The sequence below is a fragment of the Halorubrum luteum genome, assembly GCF_054652935.1.
Window position 1 is genome coordinate 1,814,563 of record NZ_BAAIGT010000002.1, and the last position, 26,207, is coordinate 1,840,769.

General features: G+C 64.4%; 26 protein-coding genes, 1 tRNA gene and 1 pseudogene. 15 read left to right on the forward strand and 13 right to left on the reverse strand.

What is annotated here, in order from left to right:
• Positions 1-102: 102 nt before the first annotated feature.
• From ACYQ0R_RS08940 to ACYQ0R_RS08960, 5 genes are all read left to right on the forward strand, one after another.
• The gene (locus ACYQ0R_RS08940) at positions 103-1,782 is read left to right on the forward strand and encodes a type II/IV secretion system ATPase subunit (RefSeq protein WP_459822604.1); all 1,680 of its coding nucleotides are present in this window, start codon (positions 103-105) and stop codon (positions 1,780-1,782) included.
• The gene (locus ACYQ0R_RS08945; RefSeq protein WP_459822607.1) at positions 1,779-3,848 is read left to right on the forward strand and encodes a type II secretion system F family protein; all 2,070 of its coding nucleotides are present in this window, start codon (positions 1,779-1,781) and stop codon (positions 3,846-3,848) included. The genes ACYQ0R_RS08940 and ACYQ0R_RS08945 overlap by 4 nt, the downstream gene beginning before the upstream one ends.
• Before the next feature lie 133 nt (positions 3,849-3,981).
• Positions 3,982-4,611, forward strand: a complete 630-nt coding sequence (locus ACYQ0R_RS08950; RefSeq protein WP_459822610.1) for a class I SAM-dependent methyltransferase — start codon at positions 3,982-3,984, stop codon at positions 4,609-4,611.
• 88 nt (positions 4,612-4,699) lie between these two features.
• Positions 4,700-7,144 (forward strand): methyl-accepting chemotaxis protein, encoded by a 2,445-nt coding sequence (locus tag ACYQ0R_RS08955; protein WP_459822613.1) that lies wholly within the window; start codon positions 4,700-4,702, stop codon positions 7,142-7,144.
• Positions 7,145-7,178: 34 nt separating this feature from the next.
• Positions 7,179-7,249 (forward strand) — tRNA-Gly (locus tag ACYQ0R_RS08960).
• A gap of 115 nt (positions 7,250-7,364) precedes the next feature.
• Here the strand turns inward: ACYQ0R_RS08960 and ACYQ0R_RS08965 are convergent.
• The 4 genes from ACYQ0R_RS08965 to ACYQ0R_RS08980 all read right to left on the reverse strand — a co-directional run bounded on the left by ACYQ0R_RS08965 (position 7,365) and on the right by ACYQ0R_RS08980 (position 10,712).
• Complete coding sequence (locus tag ACYQ0R_RS08965) at positions 7,365-8,060, reverse strand: TOBE domain-containing protein (protein WP_459822615.1); 696 nt, start codon at positions 8,058-8,060, stop codon at positions 7,365-7,367.
• A 131-nt stretch (positions 8,061-8,191) separates the two neighbouring features.
• Positions 8,192-9,061, reverse strand: a complete 870-nt coding sequence (locus ACYQ0R_RS08970; RefSeq protein WP_459822618.1) for an amino acid ABC transporter ATP-binding protein — start codon at positions 9,059-9,061, stop codon at positions 8,192-8,194.
• Positions 9,061-9,780, reverse strand: a complete 720-nt coding sequence (locus ACYQ0R_RS08975; protein ID WP_459825728.1) for an ABC transporter permease — start codon at positions 9,778-9,780, stop codon at positions 9,061-9,063. The genes ACYQ0R_RS08970 and ACYQ0R_RS08975 overlap by 1 nt, the downstream gene beginning before the upstream one ends.
• A gap of 17 nt (positions 9,781-9,797) precedes the next feature.
• Positions 9,798-10,712: an ABC transporter substrate-binding protein gene (locus ACYQ0R_RS08980; protein WP_459822621.1), complete on the reverse strand. Its 915-nt coding sequence runs from the start codon at positions 10,710-10,712 to the stop codon at positions 9,798-9,800.
• A gap of 458 nt (positions 10,713-11,170) precedes the next feature.
• Between ACYQ0R_RS08980 and ACYQ0R_RS08985 the strand changes: the two genes are divergently transcribed.
• From ACYQ0R_RS08985 to ACYQ0R_RS09000, 4 genes and pseudogenes are all read left to right on the forward strand, one after another.
• The gene (locus ACYQ0R_RS08985; RefSeq protein ID WP_459822624.1) at positions 11,171-11,422 is read left to right on the forward strand and encodes a hypothetical protein; all 252 of its coding nucleotides are present in this window, start codon (positions 11,171-11,173) and stop codon (positions 11,420-11,422) included.
• Positions 11,419-11,832, forward strand: a pseudogene (locus ACYQ0R_RS08990) (PIN domain-containing protein); the annotation flags it as partial. The gene ACYQ0R_RS08985 and the pseudogene ACYQ0R_RS08990, both read left to right, overlap by 4 nt.
• Before the next feature lie 210 nt (positions 11,833-12,042).
• Positions 12,043-13,452: a 7,8-didemethyl-8-hydroxy-5-deazariboflavin synthase subunit CofH gene (gene cofH / locus ACYQ0R_RS08995; RefSeq protein ID WP_459822627.1), complete on the forward strand. Its 1,410-nt coding sequence runs from the start codon at positions 12,043-12,045 to the stop codon at positions 13,450-13,452.
• A gap of 153 nt (positions 13,453-13,605) precedes the next feature.
• Entirely contained in the window at positions 13,606-13,947 is a 342-nt protein-coding gene (locus ACYQ0R_RS09000; protein WP_459822629.1) for a hypothetical protein, read from the forward strand.
• An 86-nt stretch (positions 13,948-14,033) separates the two neighbouring features.
• Here ACYQ0R_RS09000 and hmgA read toward each other — a convergent pair whose 3' ends face one another.
• From hmgA to ACYQ0R_RS09015, 3 genes are all read right to left on the reverse strand, one after another.
• Entirely contained in the window at positions 14,034-15,260 is a 1,227-nt protein-coding gene (hmgA, locus tag ACYQ0R_RS09005; protein ID WP_459822631.1) for a hydroxymethylglutaryl-CoA reductase (NADPH), read from the reverse strand.
• 129 nt (positions 15,261-15,389) lie between these two features.
• Complete coding sequence (locus tag ACYQ0R_RS09010; protein WP_459822634.1) at positions 15,390-15,863, reverse strand: GNAT family N-acetyltransferase; 474 nt, start codon at positions 15,861-15,863, stop codon at positions 15,390-15,392.
• Between the two features lie 193 nt (positions 15,864-16,056).
• On the reverse strand, positions 16,057-16,512 hold the full coding sequence (locus ACYQ0R_RS09015; protein WP_459822637.1) for a hypothetical protein: 456 nt from the start codon (positions 16,510-16,512) through the stop codon (positions 16,057-16,059).
• A 211-nt stretch (positions 16,513-16,723) separates the two neighbouring features.
• On the opposite strand from ACYQ0R_RS09015, the gene coxB reads away from it, so the two are divergent.
• From coxB to ACYQ0R_RS09030, 3 genes are read left to right on the forward strand one after another with little or no spacing between them, the layout of a single operon-like run.
• Positions 16,724-17,488 carry a cytochrome c oxidase subunit II gene (gene coxB, locus ACYQ0R_RS09020; protein ID WP_459822640.1) on the forward strand — a complete coding sequence of 255 codons (765 nt, stop codon included), beginning with the start codon at positions 16,724-16,726 and terminating at the stop codon, positions 17,486-17,488.
• Entirely contained in the window at positions 17,488-19,989 is a 2,502-nt protein-coding gene (locus tag ACYQ0R_RS09025; RefSeq protein WP_459822643.1) for a cbb3-type cytochrome c oxidase subunit I, read from the forward strand. Before coxB ends, ACYQ0R_RS09025 begins: the two co-directional genes overlap by 1 nt.
• 54 nt (positions 19,990-20,043) lie before the next feature.
• The gene (locus ACYQ0R_RS09030) at positions 20,044-21,033 is read left to right on the forward strand and encodes an NAD-dependent epimerase/dehydratase family protein (RefSeq protein WP_459822645.1); all 990 of its coding nucleotides are present in this window, start codon (positions 20,044-20,046) and stop codon (positions 21,031-21,033) included.
• A 153-nt stretch (positions 21,034-21,186) separates the two neighbouring features.
• Here the strand turns inward: ACYQ0R_RS09030 and ACYQ0R_RS09035 are convergent, their stop codons facing one another.
• On the reverse strand, positions 21,187-21,459 hold the full coding sequence (locus ACYQ0R_RS09035; RefSeq protein WP_459822648.1) for a cytochrome C oxidase subunit IV family protein: 273 nt from the start codon (positions 21,457-21,459) through the stop codon (positions 21,187-21,189).
• Positions 21,460-21,596: 137 nt separating this feature from the next.
• Positions 21,597-21,737: a hypothetical protein gene (locus tag ACYQ0R_RS09040; RefSeq protein ID WP_459822651.1), complete on the reverse strand. Its 141-nt coding sequence runs from the start codon at positions 21,735-21,737 to the stop codon at positions 21,597-21,599.
• Between the two features lie 84 nt (positions 21,738-21,821).
• On the opposite strand from ACYQ0R_RS09040, the gene ACYQ0R_RS09045 reads away from it, so the two are divergent.
• Complete coding sequence (locus ACYQ0R_RS09045; protein WP_459822654.1) at positions 21,822-22,304, forward strand: DUF7575 domain-containing protein; 483 nt, start codon at positions 21,822-21,824, stop codon at positions 22,302-22,304.
• A 34-nt stretch (positions 22,305-22,338) separates the two neighbouring features.
• Here the strand turns inward: ACYQ0R_RS09045 and ACYQ0R_RS09050 are convergent, their stop codons facing one another.
• The 3 genes from ACYQ0R_RS09050 to ACYQ0R_RS09060 all read right to left on the reverse strand — a co-directional run bounded on the left by ACYQ0R_RS09050 (position 22,339) and on the right by ACYQ0R_RS09060 (position 24,482).
• Complete coding sequence (locus ACYQ0R_RS09050; protein ID WP_459822656.1) at positions 22,339-22,683, reverse strand: glutaredoxin family protein; 345 nt, start codon at positions 22,681-22,683, stop codon at positions 22,339-22,341.
• Positions 22,684-22,789: 106 nt separating this feature from the next.
• Positions 22,790-23,425: a transcriptional regulator GfcR gene (gfcR, locus tag ACYQ0R_RS09055; protein WP_459822659.1), complete on the reverse strand. Its 636-nt coding sequence runs from the start codon at positions 23,423-23,425 to the stop codon at positions 22,790-22,792.
• The gene (locus ACYQ0R_RS09060) at positions 23,412-24,482 is read right to left on the reverse strand and encodes a glucose 1-dehydrogenase (RefSeq protein WP_459822661.1); all 1,071 of its coding nucleotides are present in this window, start codon (positions 24,480-24,482) and stop codon (positions 23,412-23,414) included. The genes gfcR and ACYQ0R_RS09060 overlap by 14 nt, the downstream gene beginning before the upstream one ends.
• 153 nt (positions 24,483-24,635) lie before the next feature.
• Between ACYQ0R_RS09060 and ACYQ0R_RS09065 the strand changes: the two genes are divergently transcribed.
• Both ACYQ0R_RS09065 and ACYQ0R_RS09070 read left to right on the forward strand, forming a co-directional pair.
• Positions 24,636-25,445: an NRDE family protein gene (locus tag ACYQ0R_RS09065; protein WP_459822662.1), complete on the forward strand. Its 810-nt coding sequence runs from the start codon at positions 24,636-24,638 to the stop codon at positions 25,443-25,445.
• A 25-nt stretch (positions 25,446-25,470) separates the two neighbouring features.
• Positions 25,471-25,824 carry a helix-turn-helix transcriptional regulator gene (locus ACYQ0R_RS09070; RefSeq protein ID WP_459822665.1) on the forward strand — a complete coding sequence of 118 codons (354 nt, stop codon included), beginning with the start codon at positions 25,471-25,473 and terminating at the stop codon, positions 25,822-25,824.
• 164 nt (positions 25,825-25,988) lie between these two features.
• Here ACYQ0R_RS09070 and ACYQ0R_RS09075 read toward each other — a convergent pair whose 3' ends face one another.
• A complete protein-coding gene (locus ACYQ0R_RS09075) occupies positions 25,989-26,189 on the reverse strand; it encodes an RNA-protein complex protein Nop10 (RefSeq protein WP_459822667.1) in 201 nt (66 codons plus the stop codon).
• Positions 26,190-26,207: the final 18 nt, after the last annotated feature.

Genomic DNA, 26,207 nt, shown 5'->3' on the forward strand with positions numbered 1-26,207 from the left:
AACGGCGTATCTGTTAGTAACCACGGACGGGGTCGCCGATCGCGTCGTTTCGAGCGCGGAAGCGATTTTAAGTTAGGGGGGCGTATCGCTCCGTAGCTAGCGATGTCGAGCGACGCACTACTGGGCGAGACCGCGCGTCGGATCAGTGGGCTCCGGCGACGCCTCACGCGAACGTGGGAGATGCTACGAGGCTCCGACATCGACGTTCGGCCGTTCAAACCGGACGAGGATGGACCGCTCGCATCCTTTTCGCCGCCGAGCGCCGAGCGTGAGGTAACGCGGTACTGGGTGAACGCCCCGTACGCCTACGTGGTGATCACGCTCGACGAGGAGGAGAGTGAACACCGATACTACGCCGTCGAGCCGGAGCTCGACGAGTTCGAGCGAACGCTGTTAGGCCGAGTGAGCGACGAGATACGGGGCCCGCTGTTGTACCGCGACGCCGATCCCGTCGACGAGACGACGCTCGCCGCGGAGCTCGAAACGCTGCTGGAGCAGTATGGGGTCGATGCGGGGATGTCGACGTTTTATCGCCTGTTGTACTACCTGTATCGTGACTTCCGAGGCTACGGGAAAGTCGATCCGCTTTTCCACGACCGTCACATCGAGGATATCTCGTGTGACGGGTACGACCTGCCGCTTTTCGTGTACCATGATGAGTACACCGACGTCGAAACGAACGTCTCCTTCGCCGAACGGGAGCTCGACAACTACGTCATCCGACTCGCACAGCGGTCGGGACGACATATCTCGGTCGGCGACCCGATCGTCGGGACGACGCTTCCGGACGGCTCGCGCGTCGAACTCGCGCTGGGCGAGGAGGTGACGCCTCGCGGCTCCGCATTCACGATCAGACAGTACGCAGAGAGCCCGTTCACCCCGATCGACCTGATCGAGTACGGCACGTTTTCGGTCGAGCAGATGGCGTACTTCTGGCTGTGCATCGAGCACAACAAGAGTCTCATCTTCGCGGGCGGCACCGCATCGGGAAAGACGACGTCGATGAACGCCGTCTCGATGTTCATCCCGCCGCGAGCGAAAGTGATAACGATAGAGGACACTCGCGAGCTGTCCCTGTATCACGACAACTGGCTCTCCTCAGTCACCAGGGAGCGACTCCACGACGGGTCCGACGTCGACATGTACGACCTACTTCGGTCCGCACTGCGTCACCGTCCCGAGTACATCATCGTCGGAGAGGTTCGTGGTGAGGAGGCGATCACGCTGTTTCAGGCGATGAACACGGGTCACACCACGTTCTCGACGATGCACGCCGACTCGATCGAGACGGTCATCAACCGACTGGAGAACGCTCCGATCAACGTCCCTCGATCGATGGTCCAGTCACTGGATATGCTGTCGGTACAGACGCTCACTCGCTCGGGCGGCGAGCGGCTCAGGCGAGCGAAAGTGATCGGCGAGATCGGCGAGATCGACGGCCGAACCGGTGAGCTCAACTACTCGTCGGCGTTCGAGTGGCGGGCCGAATCGGACGAGTTCCGACGGAACGATTCGGCGCTGCTTGGCGAGATCCAGACGGAACGAGGATGGAGTCGGCGGGAGCTTCTCCAGGAGATCGACCGTCGGGAGCGGTTTCTGCGACGGCTGCGCGAACTCGGCGTCACCGGATATCGACAGTTCACCGCGCTGGTTAACGAGTATTACGCCGACAGCGAGCGCGTGATGAGCCGACTTGCTGCGCGAACCGACGGCGAGAACGACGACCCGGTAGCCGACACCGATCATCGGTCCGAATCCAGCGTCGAAAGCGGAAAACAATGATCGCGTATCTCCCGCTTGTATGCGCGATCAGCGTCGTGCTGTTCGTTCTCCTTTCATGGGTCGACGAGCGCGTCAGGCTCCGACTGACGCGGGTCGGGCTGGCGCTGTTCGGGGAGTACGTCGCCGATCGCAGTTCGGATCGTGAAACACAACGGAGCCTGCTGCGTGCCGCTCACGTCGATGAGACCCATCGCGTGTACGCGTCACGAACATTGCTGTACGCGGTACTGCTCGGCGGCGCAGGCAGTGTTATGGCGGTGTACGCGATTGCGGGGGCGTTCACGGCGTCCGGTGTTGACGGCGACGCTCTCGCCACTATGCTCCCGGACCCCCTCTCGGGTCTCGCCGCGGTTGCAAGCGTGAATACGCTGACCGCTCCGGAGCTGTTCGGTCTGCTCGCGGTCGTCATCCCGATCGGTGGGGGAGTGCTCGCAGCCGGATTCTACTACGGGCGCTGGGAACTGCTCAGACAGCGAGGCGCCGCCCGAGCGGCCGAAATCGACGCGACGCTGCCGAGAACCGTCGCGTTCATGTACGCGCTCTCGCGGTCGGGAACCCCGTTTCCGAAGATGATGGACACCCTCGCTGCGAACGAGTCAGTGTACGGCGAGGCAGCGGCCGAACTCGCAGTCGCCGTCCGGGATATGAACACGTTCGCAACCGACTCGTTGACCGCGCTGCAACGGACGGCGAGACGGACTCCAAGCGAGAATCTCGCGGAGTTCTCGGAGAACCTCGCGTCGGTGCTCGGCTCCGGCCAGTCGCTATCGGAGTTTCTCAGCGACCAGCATCGTCAATATCAGGAGGAGGCCGAGGCGAAACAACAGCAGTACCTCGAACTCCTGTCGACGTTCGCCGAGGCATACGTGACGGCGCTCGTCGCCGGCCCGCTGTTTTTCATCACGATCCTCGTCGTCATCGGTCTCGTGTTGGCGGACACCCTCCCACTGTTGCGTGCCGTCGTGTACCTCGGTATCCCGCTTGCGACGTTCGGCTTTATCGTCTACGTCGATAGCGTCACGCACGGCGTCGGCGGCGGGGAGACGGTCGCATTCGATCAGGGGTCGTCCACGGAGCCGTTCACCGTTCCTGACGGCGGTGTCGCGTCGGATCGGTGGCACGAAAGCCGGGAGCGGCTGGCCGCCCACGATCGGTTTCGGGACCGCATCGACGCCGTCACCTCGCCGATCGAAACCCTCCTTCGAACGCCCGGAACGGTACTCTGGGTCAGCGTCCCGATCGGGGCCGTCTTCGTTGGCGTCGCGGTGACTCCGATAACGGTTGGATCTCCGACCCGAACGGTCGCGCAGATTGACACTCCGATCGTTGTCGCGACGGCGTTCGTGTTCGCCTCCTACGCGATCCTGTACGAGGTCGGCAAGCGACGAACGCGACGGATCGAGCGGGCCGTTCCGGATTTTCTGGACCGGCTCGCTAGCACCAACGAAGCGGGCACGTCGATCGTCGAGAGCGTTCGCCGTATCACGGACTCCGATCTCGATGCGCTGACCCCGGAACTCGAGCGAACGTGGCGGGACGTGCGGTTGGGCGCGGACGTCGCCTCCGCGTTTCGGCGGCTGGACCGGCGTGTCCGGTCACCACTTCTATCGCGGACGGTCACGCTCGTTACGAACGCGATGTCCGCCAGCGGCGACCTGGGGCCGGTGCTCCGGATCGCGGCCGACGAAGCCCGGTCGACCCAGCGGCTCCGGCGCGAGCGACGACAGGTGATGCTGACGTACCTCATCGTCATCTACATCTCGTTTCTGGTGTTTCTGGGGATCATCGTCGCGCTCTCCGTGTCGTTTATTCCCGCGATCGAGGATGCCGCGCTCGGAGCGGCGGGAGACGGCGTCTCCGACGTCGGCGGCTTCGCCGATGGGATCGGGGAGATTGACGTGTTCGCGTACGAGCAGCTGTTCTTCCACGCGGCGTCGATACAGGCGGTCTGTTCGGGGTTCGTCGCCGGCCAACTCGGGGAAGGATCGGTCCGTGACGGGGCGAAACACGCCGTGGTGCTTCTCGCCGTCGCCGTCGTGACGCTGTCGGCGATCGGGCTGCTGTGAGCGGCGAGCGACCGATCGCGGCGCTTGTGAGCGGCGAGCGACCGATCGCGGCGGTATTGAATCCCGCAGTCGTTCGTCGCGAGGTGCGGACGACAGTCACCGCGTATTTACTCGCTCGTGTCGTCGTCCGGATATGGACCCGCAGTCGACGTACGACCGGATCGCCACGCATTTCTCGAAAACGCGGGAGTACGCGTGGCCCGAGGTCGAGGCGTTCCTGACGGATCGGTCCGTGGACCGGGCGCTCGACGTGGGATGCGGCAACGGAAGACACACGGAGCTGTTGGCGGAACACGCGAGCGTCGTCGTCGGCGTCGACGTGAGCCGCGAGCTGCTCGAGGAAGCCCGGATCCGGGCCGCCGAACGCGGCTTCGAGGGTCGGGCGACGTTCGTCCACGGCGACGCCGAGCGACTCCCGATCGCGAGCAACGCCGTCGGACTGGCCGTGTACGTCGCGACGATCCACCACCTCCCGTCGAGCGGCGCGCGGCGGCGAAGTCTGAACGAACTCGCCCGGGTGCTCCGTCCGGACGGCGTCGCGCTCGTGAGCGCCTGGAGCACGACCCACGACAAATTCGACCGAATCGAGGGGTTCGACACGACGGTCGACTGGACGCTTCCCGACGGCGAGACGGTGCCGCGCTACTATCACATCTACGCGCCGGACGAGTTCGAGGCGGACATCAGGGACAGTGCGTGTGAGCTCGTCGATATGGAGACGTCGAGCGGGAACTGTTATGCGGTCGTCCGGCCGACGCGATGACGCCTGGTTGTACGGCCGGAAAACACAATTATCAAGTACAATATTCAGATGCGTAGTATAATGCCTCCCGATCGATCCAGTGGAAATAATGAGGCATCTCCTACGGAGCGCACGCGACCGGTTGGTTCCGGGGTTCGTCGATCGAAGCTACCTCGCGAAGTTCGCCATCGCGCTGGGGCTCGTCGTCGTGTTGATCGGTGCGGTCGGCGCCGTCACCTACGTGGAGACCACGACGCATCTCGAGGCCGAGGCGCAGGAGGATTACACCGCCGTCGCCGAACTGAGCGGTACCCAGATCGACGTCTGGGCCGGGGATCGTCAGGCTGAACTCAGGGACATCGCTGACAGCGACATGTTTCGGAACCAACCGGACGTGATCGAGGGGTATCTAGATGCCGAACGAATTAGCCTCCCCGAGGAGCTGGTCGCACTCTATTACGTCGACCGCGAGGATCTGGAAACGATCACGATGAGCGCTGACGGCACGGCGGAGCCGATCGCGGACCGTCAGTGGGTCACGCGAAACCTCGTGTACGGCAGCGACGTGTACGCCAGCCCGGCGTACGGTGAGGCGGGGGACCGACGTGTGGCGTACGTGACGTCGACTCCTGACGGCAACTATCTCGTCATGGAACTGAACCTCTCGATGGTCATCGGGGACCTCCGACAGCCAACCGACGGCTCGTTCACGACTCTGGTCACCGCCGACGGCGCTGTCGCCGCAAGCGACCACCACGGGATCGAGGGCGAGCAGTACGACGACGCCTGGGACGCGATGAGCGACGGGTTCGAGACCGTCGGATTCACCCCCGAAACGCGGACCGCGTTCACGGGAGATGCGGAGTACGTCCTCGCGTACGCGCCGGTATCGTCGACGGACTGGCTCGTCGCCGTTCACATTCCGCTGTCCGAGGCGTACGCACTCTCCGGCGACATCGCCCGCAATCTCCTCATCATCGTCGGCGTCGCCGTCATCGGGCTCGGACTGCTCGGCGTCACGCTGGGTCGCGGCACCGTCGTCGAGCTCGACCGTCTCGGCGAGCGAGCCCGGCAGCTCGAGAATGGCGACCTCGACGTGGACCTCGAAACGGAGCGCCGAGACGAGATCGGGCAGCTGTACGGGTCGTTCGGCGCTATGCGTGACTCGCTCCGCGAGCAGATAGAGACTGCCGAGGAACAGAAACGGCGGGCGGAGACCGCGCAGGCGGAAAGCGACGCGGTCGCCGAGCGGCTCGAAGCCAGAGCGACGGCGTTCGGCGACACCATGAGCGCATGCGCCGACGGCGACCTCACGGCCCGGCTCTCCGCTGAACCGGAGGACCCGGACGCGCTGCACGAAGTCGCGGACGCGTTCAACGAGGCGATGGCGGAGCTGGAGGCGACGGTCGCGGAGGTCGAGTCGTTCGCGGAGTCGGTCGCGACGGAGAGCGCGTCCGTCACGGAGGAGACGACGGAGGTGGCGTCGGCCGGTCAAGAGACGAGCGAGGCGGTCGACGAGATCTCCGCGGGCGCACAGCGACAGAGCCGGCAGCTCTCGGATGTCGCCGGGGAGATGGAGGACATGTCGGCGACGATCGAGGAGGTTGCCGCCTCCGCGGACCAGGTCGCGACGACCTCCGAGCGGGCAGACGAGCTCACCGAAACGGGGCGAGAGGCGGCGAGCGAGGCAGTGACGGAGCTACACCGGATCGAGGAGCGGTCAGTGTCCGCCTCGGAGACGGTGCAGCGGCTGGAATCGGAGATGGAGGCGGTCGACGAGATCGTCGAGACGATCTCCGACATCGCCGACCAGACGAATCTCCTCGCGCTCAACGCGTCGATCGAGGCGGCTCGCGCGGGCGAGGCGGGCTCCGGATTCGCCGTCGTCGCCGAGGAGGTGAAAACCCTCGCGGAGGAGACACAGGAGTCCGCCGCGGAGGTCGAAGCGCTCATCGACGAGCTTCGCGAGCGCACGGACGACAGCGTGGCCGAGATGAGTGCCATCCGCGGAGGCGTCGAATCGGGCGTCGAAACCGTCGAGGACGCCGAAGCAGCGCTGGCGGACATCTCCGACCGTGTCGCGGAGGCGGACGACGGCGTCCAGGAGATCTCCGGTGCGATGGACGCGCAGGCGGCATCGGTCAACGATGTCACGGGCGCGGTCGACGAGCTCGCCGGGATCAGCCAACAGACGACTGCCGAAGCGACCACCGTTGCGTCGTTCGCTGAACAGCAGGCGACGACGCTCGACGCCGTCTCCTCCCGAGTCGACGATCTGAACACGCGGGCCGAGGAGCTCCGTGCGACGGTCGATAAGTTCGAAACCGACGCGACCGTAGACGGTACCCGTTCGACACCACGTTCCGATGAGAACGGCACTGAGTTCGGGTGGGTTGACGGGGCGGTGGAGGGTTCGACGAACGGAACGAACGGGGCGTCGGCGAGTACCAACGATATCGACGTGGGTGTCGATGTCGAACAGCAGGGTGGACCCGATAAGAACGGCGATTCGTCGCAGTACGAGTCGACCGAAAGCAGTGAAACGAAAGAGTAAGGTCCTTATTCCGGCGGCGTTTCGATCGGAACGCGCGCCGGTGGTCTAGTGGTAGGACCTGAGCCTTCCAAGCTCATGGCCCGGGTTCAAATCCCGGCCGGCGCACTCCCGATGGTCGTCCACCGGTCGACCCCCCGCTCGCGCTGCTCGCGGGGGTCCCGGCCGGCGCTGTTTCTGAACGAACTGAAGCAAACGCGCTATTTTCTGGAGTTAATACATTTCAGAGTTCGTGAACAATCCGCGTCGCCGTCGCTTTCCACGTGAGCACCACCTCGCGTCCTGCAGCTAGCTCGAGTCGGCGCGCGCTGTCCTCCGTCACGAGGACTCGCACGTCGACCCCGTCGACGTCGACACGGACGGTAAACACCGTCTCGCCACGCCGGATGTCGGTGACCGTTCCGGACAGACGGTTTCGCGCGCTCGTCGAATCGAGGTCCGGATCTGCTGCCGGGTCGAGTACGGTGAGCGCGTCGGCCCCGATCCGAACCTGCACGTGGTCGTCGCGCGTCACCCCGTCGTGTAACCCGCGGACGAAACCGACGCTCGTGGTAACGTCCGCCAGCTCACCCGAGACGGACGAGACGGTCCCTTCGAGCACCGTTTCGGGTACCTGCGCGGTCGCGGATAGCGCAACCTGCAGCCGCTCGTACCGGTTCAGTAGCCGCGTCGCGTTGTCGGTTACCCTGCTTCCGCCGCCGTCCGGTCCGCCACGGGATCGGTCGACGAGGTCGCCGAACGCCGATTCGAGCTCGTCGATCCGGGAGAGGTCGCGTGCGCGAGAACGACCGAGAATCGTCGACGCCTTCGCTACCGATCCCGTCTCGTCTATCTCCCGAAGCAGCGTCGCGTCCCGCTCGTCGAACTCCACTCCGCCCCGTACGAGCGCTGCGTTCCCCTCCCCGCTCGGTTCCTCCATTACTGACACGCTTCGTCGGAGCGCATTAGAAGCTTGTCCGTCCACCTCGGCGGCTGTCCACTGGACCCGGATCGCGAGCGTCCACGTTGATCCCTGTTGAGAGGTCTCACCTCGCATCGAGAGCTGCCGTCTCAGTAGACGAGTTCGCCGTCGATGAACTTCCGGGCTCGGGGGTCCTCGGGGTCCGTGAACACGCGGTCGGTCGGACCGACCTCGATAAGCCGCCCCTCCAGCATCACGGCGACGCGGTTTGCGACGCGTTCGGCCTGATGCATATCGTGCGTCGCGATCGCGACGCCGAGCCCGCGGTCCCGTGCCGTCGCGATCGCGTCCTCGAGAGCGGCGGTGTTCCGGGGGTCGAGGTCGGATGTGGGTTCATCGAGAAGGAGAAAGTCGGGCTCGTACGCGAGTGCGCGAGCGAACGCCACCCGCTGTGCCTCACCGCCCGATAGCGAGTTCGCCGACTGTGTCGCAAGCGCCGAGAGGCCGACGGTCTCCAGCGCCTCGGCGACCGCGTCACTCGAAGCATCTCCTCCGAGCCGCGACACCCAGTGACCGAGCCGGTCGCGCCAGGACCGTCGAATGCGCCGGCCGTAGCTCACGTTCCGACGGACGGTCGCGTCGAAGAGGTGTGGTTCCTGAAACACCATCCCGATGCGTCGCCGAACGTTGAGTCGCTCCCGCTCGGACAGGGTCCACACGTCCGTCCCGTCCATCTCGACCGTTCCCGCGTCCGGATCATCGAACAGCGACAGCAGCCGGAGAAGCGTCGTCTTCCCGGTGCCGGAGGGGCCGATGATCGCCACCGTCTCTCCCCGTCCGATCCCGAGCGTGACCCCGTCGAGCACGTCGGAGCCGTCGAATCCGTGGCTGACGGCTGCGACTGCGAGGCCGTCGTTCGTCGTCCGCCGTCGCCCCTGTCCGTGCTGTTGTTGCCCCTGTCCATGCTGTTGTTGCTCCCGTCCGGACTGCTGTCGTTGCTGTCCGGGTTGGTTGTACATTAGACGCGTCCACCCCCGAGTCGAAGCACGATGCCGTTGATCGCCAACACGAGCGTGAGCAAGATCGCACCGAGGATCAGCGCCAGCTCGAAACGGCCCTGCCTGGCCTCAAGCTGAATCGCGGTGGTCAACGTCCGAGTCACTGACGTACCGTCGGCGCTGGCGATGTTCCCGCCGACGATCAGCACCGATCCGACTTCGCTGATCGCTCGCCCCAGTCCGGCCAGGATGCCGGTCACGATACCGTAACGAGCCTCCTTGATCGTGACGAGCGCAACGTCGAGACGCGTTCCACCCATCGCGTACGCGGCGTCCCGGACGCCGTCCTCGATGCCGGTGACGGCAGCGAGGCTCACACCGGTGATAACTGGCGTGGCGAGCACGAACTGTGACATGATCATCGCCTCCTTCGTGAACACCAGATCGAACGTGCCGAGCGGTCCCTGATTCGAGACGGCGAACAGCACGACGAGGCCGACGACGACGCTCGGGAATCCCATTCCCGTGTTGATAACGGCGACGACGACCCCCTTGCCGGGAAACTCCGCAAATCCGACGAGCATCGCAATGGGCACGCTTACGAGCGTGCTGATCAGCACCGCCGTGAGACTCACGTACAACGAGACGTAGATGATGCTTTCGACGTAGGTCCGCTCGAACGGAAACTCGACGCCGAGCGGAGCAAGGATGTCCGCGGCCGGAACGACTGACGACATCATCTCGATCATGTAGTCGATTACTCCTCGTCAGGTGTCCAGTCCTCGGGGACGTACTGTTGGAAGTTCGGTTCGGCCGAAACGGATTCGGGGAAGAACAGCTGCTCGCCCTCGACGGTGTACTGTTCGATGACGTCTTGGCCCTCCTGAGACGTTACAAACCCGATATACGACATGGCGAGATCGTAGTTGACGTTCTCGTGAACGCCGGGGTTGACGGCAACGATGCCGTACGGGTTCGCGAGGCGTTCCGGTCCGCCTTCGATCGGACCTTCGACGCGGATGGACACGTCGAGCTCGGACCGTTGTGAGAGGTATGTCCCCCGGTCCGTGAGCGTGTAGCCGGGCGTCTGGGCTGCCTGGTTCAGCACCTCACCCATCCCGCTTCCGGCCTCCCGGTACCATTCGCCACCGGGTTCGACGCCAGCCTCGTCCCAGATGGCGAGCTCCTTCGTGTGCGTTCCGGAGGTATCACCGCGAGAAATGAACGTGGACTCGGTCTCGGCGATCGTCCGAAACGCCTCCCTCGCCTGACTCACGCCGTCGATCCCGGCAGGATCGTCCTCGGGACCGACGATGACGAAGTCATTGAACATGAGATCCCGGCGATTGACGCCGTGGCCCTCCCGAATGAACTCGTCCTCGAGCGACCGGGCGTGAACCATCACGACGTCCGCGTCACCCGATCGTCCGGTTTCGAGTGCCGCTCCGGTCCCCTGTGCGACGGCGTCGACGGTAACGCCGTACCGGTCCTCGAACGCGGCGTTCACCTCGCCCAGCAGACCCGTATCGTAGGTGCTCGTCGTCGTCGTGAGCGTGAGTGTTTCGTCACGGATCGCAGCCTCGTCGGTCCCGTCACCACCGCCTGCGCATCCGGCGAGCGTCGTCGCTCCGGCCGCGGTCGCGACGAGCAGCTCACGGCGTTGCATCATCAACGATACAACGTTCTCACACGATCTATTTAGCTTTTTTGCGCAGTATGTAACTACGCATAGTTTCAATCTGCGATGAACGAGCGATGAGTGGCGATGTCGTTCGCGACATGGTCAGTCACGCGGTTGCCGCGAGCAAGCGCGCGCGAGGGGGGCGGCGGCGAGCGCGGAACGCGCGAGCCGCCGCCGAGGCTGGGGAGGCGTGAGGTGCGGTCACGACTCGCGCCCGGACGCTTTTTAACTAACGTGGCGTAGCGTCGGACGGCCGATGACGAATCACCGCTCCGAGCTGACTCGGCACCAGCGATGACGAGCCCTATGAGTGCCGAGGCCGTTATTTTTCAGGGTAAACGGCGTCTCTGACGGGATCTGGCTGTGGCCACAGTAGACATAGGCCCTGGTCAGATTCTCGTCGGGCGGGTAGACGCGGATTTATGAACGTTGCCGAGTAATCACTCTGTATGGCCGCCGAAATTTCCGATCGGGTTCGAGAAATCGCGGAGGCTCGCGGCCTCCCCGAGTCCGAGGTGTTCGAGCGGGCACTCGAACGCGGGCTCGAAGACCTGTGGAAAGACCTCGTACTCGCACGGTACCTTGAGGGCGAACTCGACCGCGAGGAAGCCATCGAGCGCGTCGGTCGGACGAAAGTCGAGCGTGCGGACCGAGAGCGTGAGGTTGTCGAGGAAGACGTTGACTGGGGCCTGAACGCGTGACGCTAGCGGCTGTCTCGGACGCAGGACCGCTCATTCACCTCGCCGAAATCGATTCGCTCGAACTTCTCTCGACGTTTGACACGCTCCTCGTTCCAGAGATTGTTTACGAGGAGATCGATTCCGGTGGTGTTCCGGACGGGTTGGCCGACCTCTCGTACGAATTCGTCGAAGCCGACGAAAGCCGAATCGGTGCTGAAGAACTGGATGCCGGAGAACGCGCTGCGATTGCGGTCGCGGAGGTTCGGGGAGCCGTTCTTTTGACCGACGACCTCGCAGCCCGAGAGGCAGCATCAGACGCTGGCATCGAAGTTCACGGTTCCATCGGCGTCATCGCGCTCGGTTACGGCCGCGGATTGCTCGACAGAGATGAGGCGGTATCGCGTATGCGAGCACTCCAGCGTGAGACGAGTACGAACGATCTGAAAGCCCCAGCCGCGACGGCTCGCGCGCCTTGCTGCGCTCCTCGCTCCGCTCGCGGGGATCACGACTGCCCCTTTCAACCCCACCCGACCGCACCGCAACCCCGTCGCGACCGCCTCACGGCACCGGGTAAGTGAATGTCGTTTCACCCGGTGTCGGTACCGTCCCGCTTTTAACCATGCGGCGGGGAGGCATAGAGGATGACGTCGGCGCGTGATTTGGACCCGGAGGCGTTGGGTTTCGCCGATCCGGCGACCGACCAGTCCTTCGAGAACGCGCTCGCGAAAGCTCGCGACGGCGTTCGGCTGACGGTCGACGACGCCACGGAGCTCCTCGCGACGGGAACGGAGACATCCGGGTTCGACCCGGTCCGGAAAGAGCAGGTGCTGGAGCTCGCGGACCGCCGCCGCGCCGAGGAAGTGGGCGAGGACGTGACGTTCGTCGCCAATCTGAACAACAACGTCACCACCGCCTGCAACACGGGGTGTCTGTTCTGTAACTTCAAGGACAGCGCCCACGCGTTCGAGGCCGGCAACGACGTCGACCACGCCGGGTTCACCAAAACGCCTGCTGAGTCGCGCGCGGTCGTCGATGCCACCCTCGAGATGGGGATCTACGAGGTGTGTTCGGTGTCCGGACTCCACCCGGCGTTCGCGTTGAACGACGAGCACCACGAGATCCTCGCGGGACACGACGACGCCGAGAGCGCGGTGAACTACAAGCCGCCCGCGGCGTACGCGACCGATCCCGGAACGTACGTCGAGCAGATGGAGGCGATGTCGATCGGCGGAGTCCATCTCCATTCGATGACGCCCGAGGAGGCGTACCACGCGAGGCGGGGGACCGACTGGAGCTACGAGTCGGTGTACCGCGAACTCGCCGCTGCCGGACTCGACTCCGCCCCCGGGACCGCTGCGGAGATCCTCGTCGACGAGGTGCGCGAGGTGATCTGTCCCGGTAAGATCGGCACGGACGACTGGGTGGCGGCGATGGAGGGCGCGATGGCTGCCGGACTCGACACGACGGCAACGATGATGTACGGTCACGTCGAGACGGTCGCCCACCGGGCCCAGCATCTCGGCGTCGTGCGGGACCTGCAGGACCGAACCGGTGGGATCACCGAGTTCGTCCCCCTCTCGTTTATCCATCGGGATACGCCACTCTATCGCCACGGCGTCGTCGACGGCGGTCCGTCACGCGACGAGGACGAACTCGTCATCGCGGTCGCTCGACTGTTCTTGGATAACGTCGATCACGTACAGGCGTCGTGGGTGAAATCCGGTGATGCCCACGGACTCAAACTGCTCAACTGCGGTGCCGATGATTTCATGGGGACGATCCTCTCGGAGGAGATCACGAAGCGTGCGGGCGGCGAGTACGGCGAGTACCGCTCGTTCAACGACTACGTGGAGATGATCACGGCCATCGGCCGGACACCCGTGGAGCGCTCCACCGACTACCGGACCCGCCGCCGCATCGATGTCGACGGCGGTCCCTACGGCCCGTTGCTCGGCCCGCGTGCTGACGGGACCCCGATGCTCGCAGACGGAGCGGCCGGGAGCACCGGCTCGAGTGACTCCGATCCCGACGAGATCCGCGCCGACGACTGACCATCTCCGGGCGGCACCGACGCCGCCACGACCAGCGGCTTCGCGATCACACCTGAGACACCGCCTCAGCAGCCGACGAAACCACTGTCGGCGGCGGAGAGATGACATCCGTCTGACTGACGTTTTTACGTGTTCGTGTGGTACGGCTTCACAATGCAGCTTCGGCGTCTGGCCTCCGCTGGCGCAGTAGTCGTGGGAGCGGCAACCATCGGGTACCCGATGGGGACCCCTATCAGTCCGGACGCCGTCGGCGCGCTCCGAGCGCTCCTCGTCGTGTGTGCAGTCGCGCTGATCGTCGTCGGAGCCGCTTCGGCGGTCACGGGACACACAGCCCAGGCGACCGGGCATCTGCTCGCCGGGTGGGGCATCGCGCTTGCGGCCGCCTCGGGCGAGGGGATCGGCGCTTGGGCCGGGATCCTCGCGGCCGCGATTGGAGGTGTGGTGCTCGTCCGTGACGCTATCGAACGAGGACGCCGGCAACGGCCGCTCGTGTGACCCCTCTCCGACGACCGTGGCGACGCACGGAACATCCGACGACTACCAACATCTGCCGTCGCTCCCGGCCACGACGATCGATATCGCTACCGACCGAGATCCGCGTGCGCCGACGAGAGGTGTCGCGACCCGAGCGCCGCCAGCAGTGAGAGCTCTCCCGCAAGCGCGGCGGCCGCGATCGCCTCCGCCAGCGCGTCGGCGTTGGACCCGGCGGGATCGCCGCCGCCGCTGACTTCCAATATCTCCAGTCCGGCCGTCTGCGTCGGTAGTTTCGTCCCGCCGCCGACGGTGCCGACCTCCAGGCTGGCGAGCGACACCGAGACGTACAGATCGCCGTCGGGAGTCGTCTCGGCGGTCGTGATCGCGTTTGCCCCCTCGACCACCTGCGCCTCGTCCTGCCCGGTCGCCAAGAACAGTGCCGCGACCGCGTTGGCGACGTGGGCGTTGAACCCGAGCGCCCCCGCCTTCGCGGCCCCGACGTGGTTTTTTCGAGTGTTGATCTCGGCGATCGCCTCCGGCGTCGTGTGGAGCCGATCCGTGACGACCTCGCGGGGGATCTCGACATCGGCCGCGACGGACCGCCCCCGGCCATCGACTGCGTTGATCGCGGCGGGTTTCTTATCCGAACAGAGATTCCCCGACAGCGCGACGAGCGAGGCGGTCGTCTCCGCCTCGATCACGTCGCAGGCCTCTCCGGTCGCGATGGTAGCCATGTTCATCCCCATCGCGTCCTTCGTGTCGTAACGGAACCGGAGGTAGACGTTGTTCCCGACGACGTACGGCGTCACATCGAGCAGTTCACCGTGACTCGTCGTCGACTCCGCGGCCTCCCGAAGCGCGTCCTCGTTCCCTCGGACCCACCCCACGAGTGCCTCGGCCTCGGCGACGTCGGCGACGCGGAACACCGGTGCGCGCGTCATTCCCGTCTTCGTCACGCGAGCGGTCGCTCCTCCGGCGTCGTTGAGCACGGTACAGCCCCGGTTGATCGACGCGACGAGCGCTCCCTCCGTCGTCGCCAGCGGGAGATATCGCGAGCCCGAGAGCACCCCGCCGTCGATCGTCACCGGACCGGCAACGCCGAGCGGGATCTGTACTGCGCCGACCATGTTCTCGATGTTCGGCTCCGCGTCGGCCGCGTCGAACACGTACTCGCCGAGCACGTCGACGTCGGCGTCGGACTCCGCCGCGACGAGACGACGGCGCGCGGTTGCGGCCGTGTCGGCGTCGGCATGCTCCTCGAGCTCGTGGAGACGGAGGTCGCCCGCGCGGACGCGGTCGGCGAGCTCCGCCGCAGTCGGAGTGGCATCGGTCATGGCGTCGTCTCCTCGCGGCGGGCGCTAATGGCTGTCGATCCCACGTCTCTGGGAAGCGCATCGGGCCCGAGCTCGGACGGAACCGACCGACTCGATACGCGGGACACGCGACGCCGTGCGTGAGCCGAACTACCGTCGGACGAAGTCGGAGAGTCGCTCGCGGAGCGTCTCCTCGCCGAGCGTGAGGTAGTAGGCATCCCCGCCGTCCTCGTAGTAGTCGTCGATCCGGCGCTTCACCTCGAATCCGAGGTGCTCGTAGAAGCCGAGTGCTGGCTCGTTGGTCGTCCGCGCGTGACAGGAGACGGATCGGTGGTTTTCCGCAACGTCGGCGATCAGTCGTTCCGCGTAGCCGCAGCCGCGGCAGTCCGGATCGACCGCGAGAAAGAGGATGTAGCCGTCGCGTCGAACCGACGCGAACCCGACGAGATCGTCGTCCTCGAAGAGGAGGTGAGTCGTGGAGCGTCGATAGGCGTCGGTAAAGAAGCCGCGGCGCTGTCGGAGCACGCCGTCCGATCGACGGATCCGCTCTTTGAGCTCCCACGCCGCCATGACGTGGTCGGACTCGCCCGGCGGATCCGTCCGCTTCTCCACTGTGGCGCTCACTGGAGACACGTAACAGCCCAGCAGGATATAACTCCACCGCCCTCGACAGCCGGTCTCTTTCGGCTCCGCGGTCGCTTTCACCGGGAGGCTCCGTACGGACTGTGCGATGTCGTCCAGTCCGAGTCCGGCAGCAGTTGGGTACAAACGCGATCTCCGTGGTTTCCGCCGTCGATCACGACGTTTTCGTTTTCCGTTATCCGATCACACCGATGAGAAGCTGTGCAGTGACGAGCACGAGGAAGACGAGTCCCGCAGCGAACGATCCCGCCGCGATCCCGTGAGCGTTCCCCAGACCACGGCCCCGGGTGGCGAAGTACACGCCGAGGAAGACGAACCCGGTCAACAGCAGTCCGACGGCGGCGTACACTACGTTCAAGAACAGCCCGGACGTGCCTTCGGGAAGCCCGAAATCACCAACCGCGAGTACGGCCGCCGCGCCGACGCCGACGGCGATGACGACGAACCCCACCGTCCAGACGGCCGGTGTTCTGACGAGCTCCGACAGCGTTTCGGTGAGCTCGGCGTATCTATCGGTCGGTTCCTCGCTGCCGGGCGGGCTCCGTTGGCCGCCGATCCGTGCGACCGCAACGAACGTGGCGACGACGAGCACCCCCATCAGCGCCGTACTCAGAAGGGTTAACGAGACCATGATCGGCTCTTATCGTTGAGTCTGTTCGGTCGTACAAATACCCTTCGTATATCCGTCCTGCGCGAGCGTCGTTAGGCTACGCCGCAGCGTCGGATAGCTGTTAGTCTTTACTATACAGACTTTTTTTATTGACACGGCTGTAGAACCGCCGCTGCTACAAAAGAGCTAAGTGTACTATGACCAAGTGAGATACAAGACCCGAGCGACAGACATGATAGATCCACATCTTTTACAACAGGGGACTGACTGGCGTGCGCAGGCCGAGGTGTTCGACGAGATCTTCTTCGTCTTTCTCGCGCTGGGGACGCTCGTCGGCGTCGTCGTCGTCGCGTACACGCTGTGGAACGTGTACAAGTATCGTGACGACGGTGATAACACGGATGACGACTTCGACGCGCCGGTCGTCGGAGAGCTTCCGACGGGACAGGGCGGCACGAAATCGAAGAAGCTCTTTTTATCCTTCGGGCTGAGCGCGATCATCGTCATTAGCCTCGTCGTGTACTCGTATGGCCTTCTGCTCTACGTCGAGGAGGGGCCCGAAACCGAAGGGGAAGGCGACATCGAGATCGTCGTCGAGGGGTATCAGTTCGGGTGGGATTACGAGTATCCGAACGGGCATACGGAGACTAACGAGCTGATCGTCCCGGCCGATCAGCGGATCGACCTGGCGGTGACCTCACGCGACGTCTGGCACAACTTCGGCTCATCGGAGTTGCGATTCAAAGCCGATTCCATCCCGGGTGAGACCGCTCACACGTGGTTCTCGGTGAGTTCGGAGGAGGTTGAAGCCCAGGGTGGGGAGGCGACGTTCCTCGTCGAGTGCTTCGAGCTGTGTGGTTCGGGACACTCCGCGATGGACGGTCAGATCACCGTTCTCCCACAAGAGGAGTGGGAGGAGTGGTACGAAAACACGCAGAACGATGCTGAACCTGACAATGATGAATCCGAAACCGGAACCGAGGAGGGTGACGACTGATGGCTGAGCTTCCACCGACCACCTCCGTGAAACGGTGGCTCATCACGACGAACCACAAGGATATCGGGATACTGTACCTGATAACGTCGTTGTTCTTCCTCCTGTTTGGCGGCGTAATGGCGCTGCTGATCCGCCTACAGCTGTGGGACCCGGCGAACCACATTCTCTCCGGGCTAGCGTACAACGAGGCCGTCACCGCACACGGGCTGATCATGGTGTTCTGGTTCCTCTCACCGTTCGCCTTTGCGTTCGCAAACTACTTCGTGCCGCTCCAGATCGGGGCCGATGACCTCGCGTTCCCGCGTTTAAACGCGCTGTCGTACTGGATGTACCTCTTCTCCGGGGTCCTCCTCGGAATCAGCTTCTTCCAAGGTGGCACACTCGATGCAGGGTGGACGATGTACGCCCCGTTGAACGTACCGATGTACACGCCGAGTATCGGATCGACCGGGGCTATTCTCGCATTAGCCATGTTCACCGTCGGGGTCACCGCGTCGACGGTGAACTTCCTCACGTCAATACATCACTCGCGGGCCGAAGGGATGGGATTGATGGATATGCCGATGTTCACCTGGTCGATCCTCGCGACCGTCTGGATGATGTTGTTCGCGTTCGCGGCGCTGCTCGCCGCGATGCTGATCCTCGCGTCAGACCGTGTCCTCGGCAGCGTTTACTTCTCGGCAACGGAGGGTGGATCGTTACTGTGGGGACATCTCTGGTGGTTCTTCGGTCATCCGGAGGTGTATATCGTCTTCTTCCCAGCCCTCGGAGTCATGCTTGAGCTTTTCCAGACGTTCTCCGGTCGCCGACTCGTCGGCCGCAAGTGGGTGATCATCTCCATCTGTCTGATCTCCGTGCAGTCGTTCCTCGTGTGGATGCACCATATGTTCCTCACGACGATCAACCTGGAGATCAAGACGCTGATGATGGCGACCACCATCGGCATCTCGTTACCGTTCGACCTGCTCGTCTTCGCGCTTATCTACACGTTGATCAAGGGACGGATCCAGTTTACGACGCCGTTCCTGTTCGCGTTTGGTGCACTGTTGTTGTTCATCCTCGGCGGTATCACCGGCGTCTTCCTCGGGGCCATCGTCCTCGATTACGAGTTCCGTGGCACCTACTGGGTGGTCGCTCACTTCCACTACGTGATGTTCGGCGGTGCAACGGCATTGATCGGCGGCGTATACTACTGGTTCCCAAAAATGACAGGGAAGATGTACGACGAGTTCCTCGGCAAGGTGCATTTCGTCGTGTTCTTCATCGGCTTCAACGCGGTGTACTTCTCGATGTTCCTCGCGTGGGAAACCCCGCGTAGGGTGTTCGAGTACAACCCCGCGTTCCAAGGGATACATCAGGCAGGGACGATCGGAGGCTTCGTCTTGGGGCTCTCATTCTTCATCATGTTCTATAACCTCGCGAAGTCGTACGTTTCCGGACCGGAGGCAGGCGACAACCCGTGGGATTACTCCCGCACCGCGGAGTGGGCGGTCTCCTCGCCTCCGCCGCTGGAAAACTGGCCGAATCGGCCGTCGTACGCCTCCGGTAAGCTGGAGTTCGTGAAGGATTACGTTCCGGACGGAGGTCCCGCCGTCAAAGCCGACGAGAACGGCAACGCCGTCACGGACGGCGGTGACAGCCACTCGGACCACATTCGCAACTACCCGTACTGGGACAAACACGCGAGCCACGCCAGCGTCTGGCCGATCCTGCTGTCGGCTGCAACCGGTATCATGCTGCTCGGGCTCTCAGGGTTCAGCGACTCCACGGAGTTCCAGTTCGGCGACTCGATCGCCCAGACATCGATGGAGATCATCAACCCGGTGTACCCGATGCTCGCCGTCATCGGCGCGCTCACGTTGATCTGGTCGGGCTGGAAGTGGGGAATGGAGGACTTCTACGCGCCTCCCGCCGAGTTCGGCGAACGATGGCCGTTCAACGGCGTCGAGAAGGTGAAACTGGGGATGTGGTTCTTCCTCGCGTCCGACGTGATCGTCTTCGGCGCGTTCATCTCCGCGGCCGTGTTCATCCGCTGGAACGCCGGCTGGGGAACGTGGACGCCGATCCCCGACTCGCTGCCCGGACTGATCAACACGTTCGTGCTGCTCACCTCGTCGTTCACGGTGATCCTCGCGCTCGTCGCCTCCCATCGGAAGAACCGGAAGGGGCTGCTCGCATCGATCGGCGCGACGACCCTCCTCGGATTCACCTTCCTTGCGGTGAAGGCGTGGGAGTGGTGGGAGAAGCTGTACGTCGACGGCGTCTACCTGTCGGTCGTCCCCGAGGGGTACACCGCCGTGCAGGCGTCCGTCTACTTCGTGACGACCGGCCTGCACGCGGTCCACGTCATCATCGGACTGCTTATCGCCATCTTCCTGTTCGTTCGCGCCTACGGCGGGGCGTACATGGAGGATAGCCGTCCGGTCGAGTACTTCGGTCTCTACTGGCACTTCGTCGACATCGTCTGGGTGTTCCTGTTCCCGCTGTTCTACCTCTTTTAACGGTTCGGCTGCCGTTTTCGCGGGTCCTTTGGTCGCGGAGCGTCAAGCGGCTCCATGCCCGACACCGCGCTCGTGATCGGCGGCACGCGTTTCATCGGTCGACACCTCGTCTCGGACCTGCTGGAGAACGACTGCGACGTCGCGATGATGAACCGCGGCAATCACGAGAACCCCTTCGACGCGGATCGCGTCACACACGTGCAGGGTGACCGGACGGAGCGAACGGACCTCCGGGCCGCGAAGCTCTCGATAGATCCGGATATCGTGATCGACTGCGTCGCGTATCACCCGTCAGACGTCGAGACCGCGACTGAGGTGTTCGCCGACGTCGAGGCGTACGTGTACGTCTCCTCCGGAAGCTCGTACGCCGACGAGGAGATACCGAAACGGGAGGGTGAGACGCGGCTCCGATCGTGTACGCCTACACAGGCCGACAGCGACGACGACGAGACGTACGGGAACCGGAAGGCTGCCGGGGATCGGGCCGTCTTCGACGCCGCACGGCGCGGTGTGAACGCGATGGCGGTCAGGCCGACGGTGGTGTACGGTCCACACGACTACACCGAGCGACTCGACTACTGGATCGATCGTGTCCACTCGTACGACCGCGTGGTGGTTCCGGGTGACGGCGGGAGTCTGTGGCAGCTCGCGTACGTCGAGGACGTCGCGCGGGCGCTTCGGATCGTCGCCGAGCGTGGAGAGCCGGGGGAGGCGTACAACGTTGGCGACCGTCGGGCGCTTACGCTCGCGGAGACCGTGGAGATGATCGCCGAGGTCGCGGAAACGAGTTGTGAGGTCGTCCCGGCATGTGCGGACGCGCTCGCGGCCGGAGAGCTGACGCCGGACGAGTTCGTGCTGTATCGGGCGTATCCGCACCTCCTTGACACTTGCAAGCTCGCCGGGCTCGGCTGGGAGTCGACGCCGGTGCGGGAGGCGCTGGAACGGTCGATTGCGGACTACCGAGACTCCGACCGAGACGGCAGCGAGTGGGATCCGGGACGCGAACGCGAGGAGCGGGTGCTGGGCGTCAAAGACACGTTGTGACCGCTCCCGGCCAGTGTGGTAGCTCTGTTAGTCCGTGACGCCCACCGCGTCGCGGCCAGTGCGCGGCGTCCATACGAACGCGTCATCCCGCGGTCACAAAAACACCGCGGCCAAGCTCCAATGCGCTCATGCTCCGAAGCTGTCGGGAGGTCCTCAGGTGATGGAGTAGGTCGCGGCCGCCATCAGCAGCAATGCGAGCCCCAACGCGAGCAGCATGAGGTAGGTGAGCGACCTGTTCTCCCACCGGAGATGTTGATAGTAGCCGACGATGAGGACGGATTTGATAGCCGCCGCCACCATCGTTCCGGCAAACGCCTGTTGATAGGTGAACAGCTGGTCGAACTCGAAGAAGATGAACTTCGAGAATGCGAGAACGACTAGAGCAACGTAGATCGCCGTGTACAGTTTCACCGAGTCGGACGCCATTATTCAATCGACAGTTGGGTTGAGTGCTTAAAGAATTAACCATCCGGAATCCGTCTGCGAGAGGCGCCGACCCGAGCAGCCGGAGCGGTACGCTCCGGGAGGGACTGGAGGGCTCCAGGACGCGCCGGTCGTCTCCGTCACTCTCGAGAGCGTGGCCCCTCGCCTCGCCACCGCTTGAAAAGAAAGTAGGCTACGACGAATCCGGCTGACCAGAACGCGACCCCGATCAGCGCAAAGAGAAGGCCGTAAAGGAGCTGTCCGGTAGGAAACGCGAACATACGTCGAATCAGTCCGTGATAAATATAAACGCTCCGAGGTCGCGAAGACCCAACGCTCAATATTGCGCCACCGCTTTTCGGGGTATGGGAGAGATTCGTCGCCGCCGGCCGTGGCTGGCCGTGCTTCTCGCGCTCGTGATCTCCGGGCTCGGTCACGCGTATCTCCGCCGGTGGGGTCGTGCGCTCGGGTGGTACGTCACGATCACGGCAACCGTGGTGTTTCTCGTTCCCGACTCGACGATCGATCAGGTGTTCGCCGGAACGACGCCGCCGCTCGGCGAGATCGCGCCGGCACTGATCGTCGTCGTCGCCAGCGTCATCGACGCGTACGTGCTCGCCGTTCGGAACAACCGCAAGTACGAACGGCAACAGGCCGCCTACGACTCGGCCGGACCGGCATCGACGGGACCGAACTCGGTCGAGTCCGCATCGGGGGAGTCACCATCGGGGGAGTCGCTCCAACCCGCGGACTGTCCCCACTGTGGACGGGAGATCGATCCCGATTTGGATTTCTGTCACTGGTGTACCGAGCGGCTTCCCACCGCCGAGGAACCGCACGAAGAATAAGAGTGCCGGGCTTCCGGAGGCGAGTTTCCGTCGCTTACTCGACGCCGAGCTCGGCCGCCAGCTCGTCTCGTTCGTCGAGCTCCGCCAGCACGTCGCTTCCGCCGATAAACTCGCCTTCGGCGTACGTCTGCGGGATCGTCTCCCAGCCGCTGTGGGTTTCCAGCGCCTCGCGGTACTCCGGTAGCGCTGGCAGCACGTCGACCGTCTCGAACTCCTCGACGTGTTTGCCGATGAGCTCGACCGCCCGCTGTGAGTAGCCGCACTGGGGCATGAGGCGGTTCCCCTTCATGAACAGCGCCACGTCGTTGTCGGCGATGGTCTCGTCGACGCGCGCCTGGATCTCCTCGGAGTCGGCTCCGCTTTCTGGACTGAACGTCATGCACCCCGGTAGGGGATAGTGACTCAAAGGGGTTGCGGGGCGGTCGACGCGCTCCGACCGGAGTCGTCGCGTGCGGTCACTGGCTCGGTCTGCTCATCGGGTCGAGCTACTCCTCGCGGTCGACGCGGACGACGTCGACGAGCGAGTGCACGGGGACGCCGTCGATATCGTCGTACCCCTTCTTGTCGGCCAACACGACGCATGCCACGGGCGTGCCACCGTGGTCGCGGATCGCGTCGATGGACTCGCGCATCGTCGTACCGCTCGTGATGATGTCGTCGACGACGTAGCAGTCGCGGTCGCGGATCGCCGCGAAGTTCCGTGAGAACCCGCCCCCGTGGTCCGCGATGTCGCCTTCCTCCCACTGGTGTTTCGCCGGCGCGTACGTGCCGAGGTCGGTGTCGAGCTCGCTGGCGACCGCGGTTGCCAGCGGTGCTCCCGCCTTCTCGATACCGACGGTGAGATCCACCTCCTCGCCCTGCTTGACGAGCAGATCCGCCATCGCCTTCGCGGTGTACGTGAGCCGTGCGGAATCCCGACCGATCGCCGACCAGTCGACGTGGATGTCGGCGGTCGACCCGGGCGCAGCGGTCGTCGCCCTCGTGTTCTCCGTACCCGCACGCTCGACGAGCCAGCTTGCCGTCTCCCGCGAGACGTTCAGCTCGTCCGCGATCTCGCCCTTCGAGAGCCCTCGCTCCGCCAGCTCCGCCGCGCTATCGATCAGGTCGTCAACGTTCTTCATACGCGACGAATTCGACCGCCGTTTTAATAGTCGTGTCGTCATCCGCGAACGCGGCCTCGAACTCGTCGAGCCCGTGGATTCCGGTGACGAGATCCTCAAGGAACGACTCCTCGAGCGCTGCGATCGAGTCCACGGCGGCCTCGAAATGCTCGTATCCGGAGTTGACGCTGCCGACCAGCGCCTTGTTGTGGAGAACGAACTCCCGGTGGAGTCGGCCCCCATCGACCTCGAACGACCAGTCGCCGGGCACGCCGAGCAGCGCCCCGACGCCGTTCGGCGCGAGCGCCTCGATCGTCTCGAACGCGTGTGGCGCGTAGCCGGTCGCCTCGTACACGAAATCCATCGGCTCGTGTGCGTCCGGAACCTCGTCGACGGCCGTCTCGTTGGAGTCGACGTACGTCGCGCCGATCGACTCGATGAGGTCGATGGTGGGGTCGGGACGTTCGCGCCGGCCGAGACAGTATCTACGGTCGAACCCGTCGTCCAGCATCGCGAGCGTCAACAGTCCCAGCGAGCCGTTTCCGAGAACCAGTGCGGACTCGGGGCCCCAGTGGAACGCCGACCGGCTCGCGTACGCGTGCTCGATCGCCTTCTCGGTGATCGACGCCGGCTCGACGAGAAAGCCCCACTCGGCGATCTCCGGTGGCACCTCGACCAGAAACTCCGCCGGACTCGTGAAGTATTCGGCCATAAACCCGTGTGCGCCGACTATCCCCCGCTCGTGATACCGGCCGTCGGGCGCCATATCCGGCTCGCCGCGCGCGAAGTACTCGTTCGCGCCGTTCGGGGGGCGGCGAACGGTCGGCACGACGACGTCCCCCTCCTCGAACGGCGTATCGTTGGCGTCGGCGACGACGCCGACGGCCTCGTGACCCAACACCATGTGATCGTCGCCGTCGGGCGTCTCGCCGTGACCGCCGGCTATCACCTCGTGGTCCGTTCCGTCGACGCCAACGCGGAGCGTCCGCACCAGCGCCTCGCCGTCCGCAGGGACTGGACGTGGCTTCTCGATAACGACCGGCTCGTCGTCGTCCTCGTAGGTCACGATCGCCTTCATACGTGTACTGAGGGGTCGAGTGGACAAAAGATTTATTCTATACCGAGTAAAGCATTTCTCCACGGGTGCTTCCCGGAGGTTCGCCGCCATCCAGTCATTCGTTCGTCTTCGTGCTCCCGCCGTTTTTTACCCGTTCCCTGCAAGCGATCAGCTGTGTGCACGCTCACGCTCGCGTGGCAGGTGTTTACGGGATCGCCGGTGGCGCTCGCCGCCAATCGTGACGAGGCGGTCGACCGCCCGTCCGAGCCCCCATCGGTTCGTGGCGAGGATCCGATGGTGGTCGCCCCGCGTGACCTCGAGGCCGGCGGCACGTGGATCGGGCTCGCCGAGACCGGGCTAACGGTGGCACTCACCAACCGCTGGCTCGACGCCGACAGGGACGGCGACCGATCCCGCGGCCTGCTCGTCAGGGACTGTCTTCGCGCGGGCTCCGCGGAGTCGGCGGTGCGGGCCGTCGAGCGGGATCTCGACGACCGAAGCTACGACGGGTTCAACCTCCTCATCGCGGACGACGTCGCGGCGTTCCTGCTGACGTACGACGGGGGACTCCTCGTCACCCAGCTCGAATCCGGCGTCCACGTGGTCGGCAACGTCGGCGGCGTGGTCAACGACCGTGAGCGGTTCACAGTGCCTCCAGGGCGGACGGATCGCGGGTCCGAACGGATCGACAGCGCACGGCGGATCGCTGCGACACTCGTTCCCGGTCCCGGAGAGACGGCAAACGGGTGGCTCGACCGTGCGAGCGACATCCTCGCCGACCACGAGTACGGAGCGTGTCTTCACGGCGACGGCTACGGCACGCGGTCGTTCACCCGGATCCGGTCGGGTGCGTCTCCGTCGGTCGGCTTCGCCGACGGACCGCCGTGTGAGACGGCGGTGGAGTCGGTTCGGCTGCCGGCCGAGTTTGCGGGAGGGCCGGACTCTCCTCCGGGGTCGATCGACGACCCGGAAAGCCAGTTTTAAGCGACTCGCGGGCAGGTGTTGAGGTATGAGCGTGTCCGAACTCGAGGCCGACCTGTCGGAGGACGAACGCGCCGGTCTCGAACTGATCCGCGAGACCGGGGGGATCCACCAGAGCGACTTCTGGAAGGAGCTCGACGTCTCCTCGCGGAAGGGGAGCCGCATTGCGGAAGCGCTCGAGAGTGCCGGCCTCATCCAACGTGAGGACGCGGTGTACGACGGACACAACACCTACTATCTGGAGCCCGCACCTCGAGACCTCGATTTTGCGCTGCTGATGGCCGGTGACATGTTGTCGCCGTTTATCGGCGAGGAGGAGATCGACCCACAGTCGGACGCCTTCTCCCAGTGGCTGATGAATCTCGCGTACGAGGAGTACTGACGTCGAGCGCCGAACACATGCTTGCGGTGATGGGTGCGAGTCGCCGCGGATAACCACCATACGAAGAGTTTTATGACACCCCAGCGCAGTCGGATATCGCTGTATCGCCGTGTCGGCCGGCGAAGATGGGTCTCCCAGCTACGTCGTTTTCTTCGGCGTCTCGTTCACCGCGTCGTCTCGCCGGATCGGTACTCCCGCGAGCGCGCTCGCCGCCGGTACTCACCGTACCGGTCCTCGGGATCGAACGGGGCCGGTGCGCTGTTTTCCGTCGGCGCATTACACGCCGGACACCGGTCCCCGAGGGTGTACACCGGCTGGTCGTGTTCTTTCCGCCAGTTGGCACACACTCTGATGTCGGATCTCATGGTAGAAACGAACCGGTA

Bases quoted from the DNA above. Each gene is read 5' to 3' on its own strand.
- ACYQ0R_RS09075 (WP_459822667.1), bottom strand. From the start codon at position 26,189: ATGAGATCCGACATCAGAGTGTGTGCCAACTGGCGGAAAGAACACGAC.
- ACYQ0R_RS09015 (WP_459822637.1), bottom strand. From the start codon at position 16,512: ATGGTCTCGTTAACCCTTCTGAGTACGGCGCTGATGGGGGTGCTCGTC.
- ACYQ0R_RS09070 (WP_459822665.1), top strand. From the start codon at position 25,471: ATGAGCGTGTCCGAACTCGAGGCCGACCTGTCGGAGGACGAACGCGCC.
- coxB (WP_459822640.1), top strand. From the start codon at position 16,724: ATGATAGATCCACATCTTTTACAACAGGGGACTGACTGGCGTGCGCAG.
- ACYQ0R_RS08985 (WP_459822624.1), top strand. From the start codon at position 11,171: ATGGCCGCCGAAATTTCCGATCGGGTTCGAGAAATCGCGGAGGCTCGC.
- gfcR (WP_459822659.1), bottom strand. From the start codon at position 23,425: ATGAAGAACGTTGACGACCTGATCGATAGCGCGGCGGAGCTGGCGGAG.
- ACYQ0R_RS09000 (WP_459822629.1), top strand. From the start codon at position 13,606: ATGCAGCTTCGGCGTCTGGCCTCCGCTGGCGCAGTAGTCGTGGGAGCG.
- ACYQ0R_RS09050 (WP_459822656.1), bottom strand. From the start codon at position 22,683: ATGACGTTCAGTCCAGAAAGCGGAGCCGACTCCGAGGAGATCCAGGCG.
- ACYQ0R_RS08965 (WP_459822615.1), bottom strand. From the start codon at position 8,060: ATGGAGGAACCGAGCGGGGAGGGGAACGCAGCGCTCGTACGGGGCGGA.
- ACYQ0R_RS09040 (WP_459822651.1), bottom strand. From the start codon at position 21,737: ATGTTCGCGTTTCCTACCGGACAGCTCCTTTACGGCCTTCTCTTTGCG.
- ACYQ0R_RS08940 (WP_459822604.1), top strand. From the start codon at position 103: ATGTCGAGCGACGCACTACTGGGCGAGACCGCGCGTCGGATCAGTGGG.
- ACYQ0R_RS08955 (WP_459822613.1), top strand. From the start codon at position 4,700: ATGAGGCATCTCCTACGGAGCGCACGCGACCGGTTGGTTCCGGGGTTC.
- ACYQ0R_RS09030 (WP_459822645.1), top strand. From the start codon at position 20,044: ATGCCCGACACCGCGCTCGTGATCGGCGGCACGCGTTTCATCGGTCGA.
- cofH (WP_459822627.1), top strand. From the start codon at position 12,043: ATGACGTCGGCGCGTGATTTGGACCCGGAGGCGTTGGGTTTCGCCGAT.
- ACYQ0R_RS08950 (WP_459822610.1), top strand. From the start codon at position 3,982: ATGGACCCGCAGTCGACGTACGACCGGATCGCCACGCATTTCTCGAAA.
- ACYQ0R_RS09060 (WP_459822661.1), bottom strand. From the start codon at position 24,482: ATGAAGGCGATCGTGACCTACGAGGACGACGACGAGCCGGTCGTTATC.
- ACYQ0R_RS08970 (WP_459822618.1), bottom strand. From the start codon at position 9,061: ATGTACAACCAACCCGGACAGCAACGACAGCAGTCCGGACGGGAGCAA.
- ACYQ0R_RS09035 (WP_459822648.1), bottom strand. From the start codon at position 21,459: ATGGCGTCCGACTCGGTGAAACTGTACACGGCGATCTACGTTGCTCTA.
- ACYQ0R_RS08975 (WP_459825728.1), bottom strand. From the start codon at position 9,780: ATGATGTCGTCAGTCGTTCCGGCCGCGGACATCCTTGCTCCGCTCGGC.
- ACYQ0R_RS08945 (WP_459822607.1), top strand. From the start codon at position 1,779: ATGATCGCGTATCTCCCGCTTGTATGCGCGATCAGCGTCGTGCTGTTC.
- ACYQ0R_RS09045 (WP_459822654.1), top strand. From the start codon at position 21,822: ATGGGAGAGATTCGTCGCCGCCGGCCGTGGCTGGCCGTGCTTCTCGCG.
- ACYQ0R_RS09025 (WP_459822643.1), top strand. From the start codon at position 17,488: ATGGCTGAGCTTCCACCGACCACCTCCGTGAAACGGTGGCTCATCACG.
- hmgA (WP_459822631.1), bottom strand. From the start codon at position 15,260: ATGACCGATGCCACTCCGACTGCGGCGGAGCTCGCCGACCGCGTCCGC.